Origin of the sequence: Plantibacter lichenum, from assembly GCF_050587525.1 — a bacterium.
Taxonomy (GTDB): Bacteria; Actinomycetota; Actinomycetes; order Actinomycetales; family Microbacteriaceae; genus Plantibacter.
The window spans coordinates 66685-78869 of the sequence record NZ_JBOBFT010000013.1 but is presented as its reverse complement, the minus strand read 5'-3'; the positions used below and the strand labels follow the sequence as shown (position 1 = coordinate 78869).

General features: G+C 68.7%; 9 protein-coding genes. 3 read left to right on the top strand and 6 right to left on the bottom strand.

The genetic code is table 11. The features are described 5' to 3' along the window. Positions 1 to 242: 242 nt before the first annotated feature. The gene (locus ACQ3HB_RS16715) at positions 243 to 1979 is read left to right on the top strand and encodes an ABC transporter ATP-binding protein (RefSeq protein WP_430921507.1); all 1737 of its coding nucleotides are present in this window, start codon (positions 243 to 245) and stop codon (positions 1977 to 1979) included. Then, the gene (locus tag ACQ3HB_RS16710; RefSeq protein ID WP_430921505.1) at positions 1979 to 4030 is read left to right on the top strand and encodes an ABC transporter ATP-binding protein; all 2052 of its coding nucleotides are present in this window, start codon (positions 1979 to 1981) and stop codon (positions 4028 to 4030) included. The genes ACQ3HB_RS16715 and ACQ3HB_RS16710 overlap by 1 nt, the downstream gene beginning before the upstream one ends. Positions 4031 to 4121: 91 nt before the next feature. Here ACQ3HB_RS16710 and ACQ3HB_RS16705 read toward each other — a convergent pair whose 3' ends face one another. Further along, positions 4122 to 4781, bottom strand: coding sequence for a pentapeptide repeat-containing protein (locus tag ACQ3HB_RS16705; RefSeq protein ID WP_430921503.1), 660 nt, complete (start codon positions 4779 to 4781; stop codon positions 4122 to 4124). 140 nt (positions 4782 to 4921) lie between these two features. Between ACQ3HB_RS16705 and ACQ3HB_RS16700 the strand changes: the two genes are divergently transcribed. Further along, positions 4922 to 6364 carry an O-acetylhomoserine aminocarboxypropyltransferase/cysteine synthase family protein gene (locus ACQ3HB_RS16700; protein WP_430921501.1) on the top strand — a complete coding sequence of 481 codons (1443 nt, stop codon included), beginning with the start codon at positions 4922 to 4924 and terminating at the stop codon, positions 6362 to 6364. On the opposite strand, the gene ACQ3HB_RS16695 is transcribed toward ACQ3HB_RS16700, so the two are convergent. Genes ACQ3HB_RS16695 through ACQ3HB_RS16675 form a run of 5 tightly spaced genes read right to left on the bottom strand, consistent with a single transcriptional unit; the run spans position 6351 to position 12184 of the window. Next, the gene (locus tag ACQ3HB_RS16695) at positions 6351 to 7349 is read right to left on the bottom strand and encodes an ATP-grasp domain-containing protein (protein ID WP_430921499.1); all 999 of its coding nucleotides are present in this window, start codon (positions 7347 to 7349) and stop codon (positions 6351 to 6353) included. The two genes, ACQ3HB_RS16700 and ACQ3HB_RS16695, sit on opposite strands and share 14 nt — an antisense overlap. Further along, positions 7346 to 8704: an LLM class flavin-dependent oxidoreductase gene (locus ACQ3HB_RS16690; RefSeq protein WP_430921497.1), complete on the bottom strand. Its 1359-nt coding sequence runs from the start codon at positions 8702 to 8704 to the stop codon at positions 7346 to 7348. The genes ACQ3HB_RS16695 and ACQ3HB_RS16690 overlap by 4 nt, the downstream gene beginning before the upstream one ends. Continuing rightward, the gene (locus ACQ3HB_RS16685; protein WP_430921496.1) at positions 8701 to 10071 is read right to left on the bottom strand and encodes an LLM class flavin-dependent oxidoreductase; all 1371 of its coding nucleotides are present in this window, start codon (positions 10069 to 10071) and stop codon (positions 8701 to 8703) included. Before ACQ3HB_RS16685 ends, ACQ3HB_RS16690 begins: the two co-directional genes overlap by 4 nt. After that, on the bottom strand, positions 10068 to 11117 hold the full coding sequence (locus ACQ3HB_RS16680; RefSeq protein WP_430921495.1) for an LLM class flavin-dependent oxidoreductase: 1050 nt from the start codon (positions 11115 to 11117) through the stop codon (positions 10068 to 10070). The genes ACQ3HB_RS16685 and ACQ3HB_RS16680 overlap by 4 nt, the downstream gene beginning before the upstream one ends. After that, entirely contained in the window at positions 11114 to 12184 is a 1071-nt protein-coding gene (locus tag ACQ3HB_RS16675) for an LLM class flavin-dependent oxidoreductase (RefSeq protein ID WP_430921493.1), read from the bottom strand. Before ACQ3HB_RS16675 ends, ACQ3HB_RS16680 begins: the two co-directional genes overlap by 4 nt. Between the last annotated feature and the right edge of the window lies 1 nt (position 12185).

Below are 12185 nucleotides of genomic sequence, written 5' to 3'. Positions count from 1 at the left end.
CGCACTGCCGCGACCCGCACCCTGCCAATCGCATCCGCCGATCGCTCCGGCGCTTCACCGCCGTGAGCCTCCTCAGTCGCTGTCCACGGTCCTGCGCCGTGTGTCCCGAAGCGACACCGCTCCTGGAGCGCACCGGACTCGTTCCTCCACCGAGTCCACCCGTCGGAATCCCAGGGATTCCCGCGTCATCTCCCATCCGCGGCCGTCTGTCGGCGACCGCACCAGCACCGTGAGGAACTCCCGTGGTTCTCGTCCAGCTCGCACTCAAACATGCGAAACCGTACACGTCGTGGATCGTCGCCGTGTTCGTCCTCCAACTCATCGCCACGATCGCGGCGCTCTACCTGCCGAGCCTCAACGCCCAGATCATCGACAAGGGCGTCGCCACCGGCGACAGCGACTTCATCTGGTCGACGGGCATGATGATGCTCACCGTCTGCCTCGTGCAGGTGATCGCGGCGATCGGCGGCGTGTACTTCGGCGCCAGGACCGCGATGGCGGTCGGCCGCGACCTGCGCCGCGAGGTCTACCGCAAGGTGGACTCGCTGAGCGCCCTCGAACTCGGCCACTTCGGCACGGCGACGCTCATCACGCGCGGCACGAACGACGTGCAGCAGGTGCAGATGCTCGTGCTCATGACCCTCAACTTCATGGTCTCGACGCCGATCATGTGCATCGGAGGCATCATCATGGCGCTCCGCGAGGACGCGGGGCTCTCCTGGCTCGTGTGGGTCTCCGTGCCCGTCCTCTTCATCGTCGTCGGCTTCATGGTGTACCTGCTGATGCCGCTCTTCCGGCAGATGCAGGACCGCATCGACGGCATCAACAGCGTTCTGCGTGAGCAGATCGTCGGCATCCGGGTCGTCCGTGCCTTCGTCCGCGAGCCGTTCGAGTCCGAGCGCTACCGCACCGCCAACGAGGCGCTCACCCGCGTCTCGGTTCGGGTCGGCAACATCTTCGTGCTCATGTTCCCGGTGATCATGATGGTCCTCCACCTCGCGACCGCCGCCGTCCTCTGGTTCGGTGGCCACCGAGTGGATCTGGGGGAGATGCAGGTCGGATCGCTCACTGCCTTCCTCCAGTACCTGTTGCAGATCCTCATGGCGGTCATGATGGGCGTGTTCATGGTCATGATGATCCCGCGCGCCGTCGTGTGCGCCGAGCGCATCGACGAGGTCCTCTCGACCGAGTCGAGCCAGGCGGTCACCTCGGAGCCGACCGTCGACACCCCGACCCGGGGGCGGGTCGAGTTCCGTGACGTGCGCTTCGGGTACCCGGGTGCGGAGCGTCCCGTGCTCGACGGCCTGAGCTTCGTCGCCGAACCGGGCAAGACCACGGCGATCGTCGGTTCGACGGGGTCCGGCAAGACCTCGCTCGTGAATCTCATCCCCCGGCTCTACGACCCGCAGGCCGGCGAGGTGCTCATCGACGGCGTGCCCGTCCAGCAGCTCACGCGCGCGCAGGTCTCGAGCGTCGTCGGGCTCGTCTCGCAGAAGCCGTACCTGTTCTCCGGGACGATCGCGTCCAACCTCCGCTTCGGGCGGGCGGACGCGACGGACGAGGAACTGTGGCACGCGCTCCGAGTGGCGCAGGGTGAGGACTTCGTCCGTGAGAAGGCGAAGGGACTCGACTCGCCGATCGCCCAGGGCGGCACCAACGTCTCCGGCGGCCAGCGCCAGCGCCTCTGCATCGCGAGGGCGCTCGTCAGCACCCCTCGGGTGTACCTCTTCGACGACTCGTTCTCCGCCCTCGACGTGTCAACCGATGCGCGCCTGCGCGAGGCGCTCGGCGAGGCGACGGCCGGAGCGACGGTCATCATCGTGGCCCAGCGCGTCTCGACCATCACGGACGCGGATCAGATCATCGTGCTCGACGACGGCGTCATCGTCGGTCGCGGCACCCACGAGGAACTCGTGGAACAGAACGACACGTATCGGCAGATCGTCGAATCGCAGCTGAGCGTGGAGGAGGTGGCCTGATGGCCAGACGTGACAGGAAACGAGCGGAGAAGTCCGCAGTCGTGACCGATGAGAGCCCGCTCGTCGATGACGAGGCGGCGCTCCTCGAGGACGAATACGTCCCCACGGAGGCCGACGGCGGCATGTTCGGCGAAGCGCCGGCGAAGAAGGCACAGCACTTCTGGCCCTCCGCGAAGCGCCTCATCGGACTCCTGAAACCGGAACGGGCGAAGTTCTCGCTCGTCGTCGCGCTCGTCATCGTGTCGGTCATCCTCACGGTGATCGCGCCGAAGGTCCTCGGGCAGGCGATGGACGTCATCTTCAACGGCGTCCTCGGCTCGCAGCTGCCGTCCGGCCAGACGCTGCAGCAGGTCATCGACCAGGCTCGTGCCGCCGGCAACGACCAGTTCGCGGACATGCTCCAGGGCACGACGATCGTCCCCGGCCAGGGCATCGACTTCGCGAGGCTCGGCATGCTCATCCTGACCGTGCTCGTGATGTACACGGTCGCGTCCGTGCTCATGTGGGCGCAGGGCTACGTGCTCAACCAGCTCGTCATGCGAGTCGTGTACCGGCTGCGGCAGGACATCGAGACGAAGCTCAACCGGCTGCCGCTCAGCTACTTCGACACCCGTCAGCGCGGCGATCTCATGTCCCGCGTGACGAACGACGTCGACAACATCCAGGCGGCCCTCCAGCAGGCGTTCTCGCAGCTCGTGCAGTCGTTGCTGACGGTCGTCGGCATCACGATCATGATGTTCATCGTGTCGTGGCAGCTCGCGATCATCGCACTCATCGCCCTGCCGCTGTCCGCGCTCATCGCCGGCGTGATCGGCGTGCGTTCGCAGAAGCTGTTCGCCGCCCAGTGGAAGAACACCGGAACGCTCAACGGGCACATCGAGGAGACGTTCTCCGGGCAGGAGATCGTGCGCGCGTTCGGTCGGGACAAGGAGATGCTCGCCGAGTTCGACGAGCGGAACGAGAAGCTGTACTCGGCCTCGTTCGGTGCGCAGTTCGTGTCCGGCATGATCATGCCGGCCATGACCTTCGTGTCCTACCTCTCGTACGTGATGATCGCCGTCGTCGGCGGTCTGCGGGTCGCGAGTGGGCAGATGACCCTCGGCGACGCGACTGCGTTCATCCAGTACTCGCGGGAGTTCTCGCAGCCGATCAGTGAGATGGCGAGCCTCGCCAACATGCTGCAGTCCGGCGTCGCATCGGCCGAGCGGACGTTCGAGCTGCTGGATGCAGAGGAGCAGGAGGCGGATGACGTCACGGAGCACCTGCCGGAGCGTCCGGACGGTCACGTGGAGTTCGAGCACGTGTCGTTCAGCTACGCGCCGGAGACCCCGCTCATCGAGGACTTGTCGTTCTCGGCCCAGCCGGGGCAGACGGTCGCGATCGTCGGTCCGACCGGTGCGGGCAAGACGACGCTCGTCAACCTCGTCATGCGGTTCTACGAGCTCACGGGCGGTCGGATCCTCCTCGACGGCGTCGACGTCACGGCGCTCTCGCGTGCCGAACTGCGATCCCAGGTGGGCATGGTCCTGCAGGACGCCTGGCTCTTCGAGGGCACGATCCGCGAGAACATCCGCTATGGACGGCTCGACGCCACCGACGAGGAGGTCGTCGCCGCGGCCCAGGCGACGATGGTCGACCGCTTCGTGCGCCAGTTGCCGGACGGCTACGACACGGTCCTCGACGCGGACGGCGGCAGCGTCTCGTCCGGTGAGCGGCAGCTCATCACGATCGCTCGCGCGTTCATCGCGAACCCGTCGCTCCTCATCCTCGACGAGGCGACGTCATCGGTCGACACCCGGACCGAGCTGCTCGTGCAGCAGGCGATGGCTGCGCTCCGCACGGATCGCACCTCGTTCGTGATCGCGCATCGCCTGTCGACGATCCGTGACGCGCACATGATCCTCGTGATGGAGGCCGGGCGCATCGTCGAACAGGGCAACCACGAGGCGTTGCTCGCGAAGCGCGGCGCGTACTACACGCTCTACCAGGCGCAGTTCCTCGGCGGTGCTGAGGAGCCTGAGCCCGAGACGGAGCACGTTCCGGCCACCTGAACGCCGAGGTGAGGCTTCCGGTCGTTCCTGAGCGCTCTGGACGACCGGAAGCCTCACCTCAGCTGCAGGGGCGAGCGCGAGGGGGCGAGCGCTAGGCGACGACGACGCCGAAGTGGGCGGCGAAGAGCGGCGCGAGCTCTGCGACCTGGTACTCGGTGATGGTCGCACCCTTCAGGCCCTCGAGCCCGGTCAGCCTGCGGAGCTCGAGGCCGCGCAGATCCGTGTGCGTGAGCGTCGCTCGGGTGAGGTCGAGGCTGTTGACCTCCGTTCCGATGAACGCGACCCGGTTCGCGGTCGCCCCGCCGAGGTCGAGTTCGTCGATCGTGCAGTCCGTGAAGAGCACGTCCTGGAGTTTCGCGCCGCGCAGGTTCACGTAGCCGAGCTTCGAGTTGCGGATGTGGACCGACTGCCAGTCCGCTTCGTACAGTTCCGCGGAACCGAGGCGGGACTGATCGATGACCACGTCGCGGAACCGTGACCGAGGTGCCGGGAAGATGGGTGCGTTCAGCCGATCGAAGACCGTTTCGACGAAGCCCGACGCACGCAGTTCTGTTTCGTGCGCGGTCACGTTGACGAGTTCGCACTCGGTGAAGGTCGTGCCGGCGAGATCGCGATGGCTGAGGTCCGCATCGTCGAAGCGGTAGCCCTCGTACCGCTCGTGTGCTTCGAGCGTGTCCGGATCGCCTTCCAGCAGGTCCTGCAGGCGGATCGTGTCGAGTCTGGGGGCGATCGTCGCGGGCTTCTTGACCATGCAGCCAGTGAAGCACACCCGACCGACACCTGTTCTACAGGCAACATGTCCTCACGCTACGCGCGCTCGTCGCGCCGGAGAATCGCACCGCCTACGCTGACGAATCACAGCACCGAGCGGTGCGGGAACGGGTGGGTGGCATGACTGGGATCGAGACGGCGACGGAGACCGGAACTGAGACCGGGACCGCGACGGAGACGACGTCGACGTCGACGGTCGCAGCGCCGACGGACGACTGGGACGGCTTCGGCTTCGAAACCAGGCAGGTGCACGCGGGAGAACGTGAGGACGCGTCGCACGGGGCGAGGATCACGCCCGTCTACCTCAGCAACGCCTTCCGCTTCGACTCGTTCGACCACACCGCCGCCCGATTCTCCGGTGCGGAGGACGGCCAGCTGTACTCGCGGCATCGGAATCCGACGAACGAGGTCGCCGAGCGCCGCATCGCGTCGTTGGAAGGGGGCACAGGGGCGATCGTCGTCGGTTCTGGACAGGCGGCGATCAGTGCCGTGCTGCTCGGCCTCCTGGAGTCGGGGGACCGGTTCGTCTCGACGGCGAGCATCTACAGCGGGACACGCATCCTCTTCAGCCGTGCGTTCGCGCGCCTCGGCATCACGGTCGACTACGTCCGAGACCCGTACGACGAAACGGAGTGGGAGGCCGCGATCCGGCCGGAGACGAAGGCCGTGTTCACCGAGACGATCCCGAATCCCAGGAACGATGTCGTCGATGTCGCGTTCGTCGCCGGGATCACGGCGAGTCACGGCATCCCGCTCGTGATCGACAACACGGTCGCCACCCCGTACCTCACCCGCCCGATCGAGGACGGCGCGAACATCGTGGTGCACTCGTCCACGAAGTTCCTGTCGGGGCACGGGGCCGTCATCTCCGGCGCGATCGTCGACGGCGGCACGTTCGACTGGCGGGCGACGGATCGCCGGTACCCGCTCCTGACCGATTCGCAGGCGCCGGGCGCGCCCTCGTTCCTCGACGCGTTCGGCGTCGAGCACGCCTTCGAGCGCTACCTGAGGGTCACGGCAGTCAACGACTTCGGCCCGGCGCTCTCACCGTTCAACGGCTTCCTCCTGCAGCAGGGCGTCGAGACGCTGTCCCTGCGGATGGAGCGCCACGTGGACAATGCTCGCGCCGTCGCCCTGTGGCTCGCCGAGCAGCCGGAGGTCGAGCACGTCGATTACGCGGGGCTGCCGGGGCATCCGCTCGCCGAGGTGGCCGAGCGGGTGTACGGGGGCCGGACGGGCTCGGTGTTCGCCGTCACCGTCCGTGGCGGACAGGAGGGGGCGCGTGCGTTCATCGACGGACTCCGCGTGTTCTCCCGCATGACGAACATCGGCGACACCCGCTCGATGGTCCTGCACCCGGCGACCACGACGCATCTGTCGTTCGGCCCGGAGGAACGGCGCCGACTGCGGATCCACGACGGGCTCGTGCGTCTGTCGGTCGGCATCGAATCGCTCGACGACCTGCTGTCCGACCTCCGGGGCGGGCTCGATGCCGTGGGTCGCGTCCTCGGGGACGCCCGCGTCGCCACGGGGGTCGGTCAACAGGCGTTCACGCAGGCGTGACCGCGTACCTGCGTTCGAGCTCGGCTCCGAGGAACCGTGCGACGGCGACGGCGCCGGATGCGTCGCGGTCCGCCTCGACGTCAGGGTTGTAGTTCGTGTTCGTGTTGACGTCGTAGGGCACGATCCGGTCGTCGACAGTCTCGATGAATTCGATTCCGGCGATCTCGATGCCGTGGTCGGCGAGGAACGTCTCCAACCGGACGATGAGGGGATGCGTCCCATCGATGTCGAGTCGCCGCGTGAAGAGCGGTGCCGGTTCGACGGGTTCGACGGCGGCCCCGCTCGTGGTCGCGCTCGGGACCGCGCACGCCTCGGCCGGGCACAGCTCGAAACTGCCGGAGGAGGTGTCGACGCGGACGGCGTAGAGGAAGCGTCCGCCGACGAACTCTGCCCGGGTGATGAACGGTTCCCTCGCCTGCAGGTACTCCTGGAGCAGGGTGATCCCGTCGATCGGCTCCTCGAAGTCGTCGCCGACCACGTAGGCGTCGAAGTCGTCGTGGCTGTCGAATCGCCGGACGCCGAGTCCTTTGCCGCCCTGGTTGTGCTTCGTGATGAACGGCGCCGTGAGTTCTCTCGCGCGTTCGCGCAGCCCGTCGCGTCCGAAGACCGCGATCGTCTTCGGAACGTCGAAGCCGGCTCCGGCGAGGGCCAGATGCTGGGCGACCTTGCTGACTTCGAATTCGAGCACCCCGCTGCCGCCCACGACACGACGACCGTGGGCTTCGAGCCAGCGGAGGGTCGCCCTCGTGAACTCCTTGGCGGATGCGTTCCCGCGGGTATGCGACGACGCGCTGAACCGCGACCAGAACACGCCGTCGGGCGGTGCTCCCGTGAGGTCGAGCGACCCGCCGGTGAGCGGCCACTCGCGGTACGGAACGCCCTCAGCTTCGAGTGCGGCTGCGAGGGGCGGGATCCAGTCCGCGTTCTCGTGCAGGATGTGCACGACCGGTCGGCTCGCGAGCAACGCGTCCGTCGGCGTCGTCATGCGCGTGCCTCGATGCGAGCCGCTGCACGGTGCGCGGGCAGCGCGGGCTTCGCGAGGCCGAGCGTCTCCCGGAGCGTCGCTCCGAGGTGCGGCTGGAAGGAGCCTCGGCGTTCGAGGACGGGCAGCACGTGGTCGACGAACAGGCGTGCGTCCTCCGGCAGCACCGGGAAGGAGACGTTGAACCCGTCTGCCGCGCCGGCATGCCACCAGTGTTCGATGTGATCGGCGATCTGCTCCGGCGTCCCGACCGTTCCGGAGCCGACGAGACGCCGGCCGAGGTCTCGGAGCGTCAGCTGCTCGGTCCGCGCGAGGTGCAGGATGCCCTCTCTCCGGCTCTTGGACCGGTTGGTGTCGGGGATGTCCGGGAGGGGCGCATCGAGGTCGGCGTCGCTCAGGTCGGTGTCCCCGACGTTGTCCTGCACGGCTCGGCGCAGCACATCGTCGTGGACGAGGTCGAGGAGTCGCTCGTGCTTCGCTCTCGCCTCCGACTCCGTCGAACCGATGAACGGCGTGAGGACGGGCCACACCCGGACGTCGTCGGGGGAGCGCCCGGCTTCGGCGAGGTCCCGGTCGAGCGCGTTCCGATAGCCGATGGCCTCGTCGATCGAGTGGGGCGCTGCGAAGATGACCTCGCCCACCGTCGCGGCGAACCGCCGGCCCGTCTCGGAGGCGCCGGCCTGGAAGATCACCGGGTGGCCCTGCGGTGGTCTGGAGGTGTTGAGCGGTCCGGCGACGCTGAAGAACTCGCCGACGTGATCGATCGCGCTCCTGCCGCCCGGGAGGAAGTACCGTCCGGCTTCGCGGTCGCGGATGACGGACGCGTCGTCGAAACTGTCCCAGAGCGCGGTCACGATGTCGACGAACTCGGCAGCCTTGCGGTAGCGGTCCGCGTGGGAGAAGTGCTCCTCGCGGCCGTAGTTCGCCGCTTCGAGCGGGACGACGCTCGTGACGACGTTCCAGCCGGCCCGGCCTCCCGAGAGGTGGTCGAGAGAAGCGAACTTCCGTGCCACGTTGTACGGCTCGTTGTAGCTCGTCGTCACGGTCGCCACGAGTCCGATCCGCTCCGTCACGGCTGCCAGCGCCGAGAGGAGGGTGAGCGGCTCGAAGTAACTGGCGCGGGTCGTCCGGCTGAGCGAGTCGAGGTGGTGTCCCCAGATGGCGACGACGTCGGCGACGAAGATCGCGCTGAACCCGCCGGCCTCGAGCGTCTTCGCGACGGCGACGTGGTGCGCCAGGTCGAGCTCTCCGTCGGCGGTCCCTCCCGGGTACCGCCATGCTGCGAGGTGTCCGCCGGAGCCGTGCAGGAGCGCGCCGAAGTCCAGCGGGCGTCGTGTTCGGGTGGTCTGTGCAGTCATGCGATGTGCTCCTGTTCGGTCGCTGCCGGTGTCGAGTGCCCTGCAGCCGGGTATCGCGATGCTGGCCGGTCGAGGCCCAGATGGTCCCGCAGGGTCCTGCCGCGGTAGTCGGTGCGGAAGAGTCCCCTCCGCTGCAGCTCGGGCACGACGAGGGAGGTGAAGCGGGTGAGCGAGGTCGGCAGGTACGGGAAGGCGACGTTGAAGCCGTCCGCGGCGCCGGCGGTGAACCATTCCTCGATGTGGTCGGCGACGTCCTCCGCGGTGCCGGCGACGGCCTGTTCGGATCGGCCGACCCGGTCGGCGAGCTGCCTGATGCTGAGCCGCTCGTCGCGAGCCAGGGCGACGAGTGTGGCGCGTCCGCTGCGGCTGGCCTGGTTCGTGTCCGGGATGTCCGGGAGGGGGCCGTCGAGGTCGTGGGAGCTCAGGTCGACGCCGCCGAGGAAGTACTCGAGGTCGGCCAGGAGGACCCGCGGGTGCAGGAGCGCTTGGATTTCGTCGCGTTCGTCCTCCGCCTGGGCCCGCGTCGGCGCGATGAAGGCGGTGAGGGCCGGGAGGACGAGCACCTGGTCGGGGTCTCGTCCCGCGAGGACCGCGCGTCGCTTGATGTCGCGTGTGAATGCGAGCGAGGTGTCGAAGTCACGGGCTGCGGAGAAGATCACCTCGCCGATCTCGGCCGCCAGGTCGCGACCGGCTTCCGAGGATCCGGCCTGGGCGATGACGGGACGTCCCTGCGGCGGCCTCGCGATGTTGAGCGGCCCAGCCACGCGGAACCGCTCGCCCCGATGGTCCAGCCAGTGCAGCCGGTCCGGTTCGAAGTAGGTGCCGCTCGCGACGTCGACGGGGAACGCGTCGTCGTCGAAGCTGTCCCAGAGGCCCGTCACCACGTCGAAGAACTCGCGGGCCCTCGCGTACCGGTCTCCGTGGGCGAGGTGCTCGGTCAGCCCGAAGTTGCGCGCTTCGGCGTCGACGAGCGAGGTGACGACGTTCCAGCCGGCCCGCCCGCCCGAGAGGTGGTCGAGCGAAGCGAAGGCCCTCGCCAGGGTGTACGGCTCGTTGTAGCTCGTCGAGGCCGTCGCGATGAGGCCGATGCGTTCCGTCGAGGCCGCGAGCGCCGCCAGGAGCGTGATCGGTTCGAAGCCGTCGTTGACGACCGACACCCGCGAGAGGACGTCGTCGCCGGAATCGGGGACCGCGATGAGGTCGGCGATGAAGATCGCGTCGAACTTCGCCTCCTCGAGGGTTCGGACGAGTTCGGTCACGTAGCGCAGGTTCACGCCGGCGTCCGGCACGGCGTCCGGGTGCCGCCATCCCGCCAGGTGGGTCCCTCCTGGTTTCAGGAAGCCGTTGAGGTGGAGTTCGCGTGTCATGCTGCGTGCTCCGTCCGGGTGCTCGTCGCCGCTGAGGACGAACCACCGGTTCCCTTCGCCACCGGACGCTTGGCGGACCAGCCCAACCGGGGTGCGATCTCGGCGGCGATGACCTCGAGGTTGCGGATGGCGTCCGGGATGCTCGTGCTCTCCGCCTGCACGGCGAGGACGAGGTCGGAGGCGTACGGGAGGACGGGATCGCGGCGGAGGGATGCGACGATGTCGTCCGGCGTCCCGTACTGCACGTTGAGCGCGGCGAGGGTTTCGGCCGCGGTCGAACCGATCCGCAGTGTGCCGGAGGTGATGAGGTGCTCCGTCATCCGCTGCACGTCCGGTGCGAGCGTGCGCTCCCGTTCGAGTCTGCTCTCGCCAGGGAACACGCCGCGGAACGCTGCGATGCGCGGCGGCGTGTTCGGGTGGCTCGCGCGGTGGTGCTGCCGGTACAGCCCGGCGAGCGGTTCCTGGACGCTGCGCGCCGGGCCGATGCCGAGGAGGAGGCCGCGACCGTGCGTCGCCGACTGGGCGACCTCTGCCTGGCGGTAGTGCGAGTCCCACAGCCGGTCGAGGATTCCTGCTCCGGAGGGTGAGAGGCGTTGGCCGCCGACGACGGTCCGTTCGGCGAGGAGGTCGACGAGGGCCACGAACGCGCGCTCGTAGGCGCCGTGGCGTTCGTCGGCGTCACGGCCGAACGCCGCGAACTCGGCGGCGCTGGGACCGCCGGTTCCGAGGCCGAGTTCGAGGCGTCCTTCGGAGATCGCATCGACGGTCGCTGCGTCCTCGGCGAGCCGGACGGGCTGTTCGAGGGGGAGGACGATGACGCTCGTGCCGAGTCGGATCCGGCTCGTCCGTTCCGCGACCGCTCCGAGGAGCACGAGCGGCGACGGCAGCCGTCCGTTCTCTGCGCGCAGGTGGTGCTGGGCGACCCACCCGGATTCGAAACCGAGTTCTTCTGCTGCCACGTAGAGGTCGACGAGTCCAGGCAGGAGCTCGCGGGCGGGAGCGTGCCCGTGGACGTGGGTCTGGAAGCCGAGGCGGAAGGAGGTCATGACGACACCTCCTGCAGCTCGCGATCGGCCGCGCCGTCCGGTTCCCGCCCGGAGCCGTCCGGTTGCCGTCTCGCTCCGGGCGGAACCCAACCGAATGCGGGAGCGATCTCGGTCGCGATGATCTCCAGGCGGCGGATGACGTCGTCGACCGGGGTGAATGCATGATCGACGACGGGGATGAGGTAGTCGGCGAAGGGGAAGAGCGCCGGATCCGTCGCGAGGCTCGCGACGATCTCCTCGACGGAGCCGAAGTGCACGTTGAGGGAGGCCGCGATCTCAGCGGTCGAGCGATCGCCGTCGGCCGCCCAGCGCAGCGAGCCGCGCTGGGCGTAGGCCGGTGCGATCTCGGCGAGGGCGCGTTCGCGGTCGACCGCGGGCCAGATCGCGCGGACGACGCCCACGCGGGGAGCGGCTTCGTGGTTCCAGGCGCCGAGGTAGCGGTCGAGGAGCGGACGCTGCACGGTGAGCGGATCGTGGAATGCGGTGCCGAGGAGCAGTCCGTCGCCGTCGGCGGCGATGCGGGCCGCGCGTTCCGGGCTCGACGTCGACCGCCAGATCCGCTCGGCCACCGACGCCGCCGGCGGCTGCAGGACGAGCCCGGTGTCGCGGATCGGTTCGCCGCGGAGCGCGGATCGGAGGGCGGCCGTCTTCTCGTCGCCGATGGCTCGTGCCTCTTCGGAGTCGAGGCCGAAGGCCGTGAACGCGCCCTGGTTGGCGCCGCCGGAGCCGAGTCCCAGTTGGAACCGGCCGCCGGAGAGCGCGTCGAGGACCGCCACGTCCTCCGCGAGCCGCAGGGGGTCTTCGAGGGGGATCGTGGTGATGGCGGTGCCGAACTCGATGCGGCTCGTCCGCGCCGCTGCAGCGGCGAAGGTCACGAGGGGCGACGAGACGCCGATGTCGGTGCTGAGGTGGTGCTGGGCGATCCAGGCGCCGTCGTATCCGAGGTCCTCGGCCGCCTGGATGACGTCGAGGACCTGTCGGTAGTGTTCGCCCGGCGTGCGGCCGCTGGCCGTGCCGTGGCTGAGGAAGCCGAGTTTGAAGGGCTTCGGTGCTGCGTGGTCGGTCATG

Coding starts and splice junctions, on each gene's coding strand:
- ACQ3HB_RS16710 (WP_430921505.1), top strand. CDS start 1,979: ATGGCCAGACGTGACAGGAAACGAGCGGAGAAGTCCGCAGTCGTGACC.
- ACQ3HB_RS16705 (WP_430921503.1), bottom strand. CDS start 4,781: ATGGTCAAGAAGCCCGCGACGATCGCCCCCAGACTCGACACGATCCGC.
- ACQ3HB_RS16700 (WP_430921501.1), top strand. CDS start 4,922: ATGACTGGGATCGAGACGGCGACGGAGACCGGAACTGAGACCGGGACC.
- ACQ3HB_RS16695 (WP_430921499.1), bottom strand. CDS start 7,349: ATGACGACGCCGACGGACGCGTTGCTCGCGAGCCGACCGGTCGTGCAC.
- ACQ3HB_RS16690 (WP_430921497.1), bottom strand. CDS start 8,704: ATGACTGCACAGACCACCCGAACACGACGCCCGCTGGACTTCGGCGCG.
- ACQ3HB_RS16685 (WP_430921496.1), bottom strand. CDS start 10,071: ATGACACGCGAACTCCACCTCAACGGCTTCCTGAAACCAGGAGGGACC.
- ACQ3HB_RS16680 (WP_430921495.1), bottom strand. CDS start 11,117: ATGACCTCCTTCCGCCTCGGCTTCCAGACCCACGTCCACGGGCACGCT.
- ACQ3HB_RS16675 (WP_430921493.1), bottom strand. CDS start 12,184: ATGACCGACCACGCAGCACCGAAGCCCTTCAAACTCGGCTTCCTCAGC.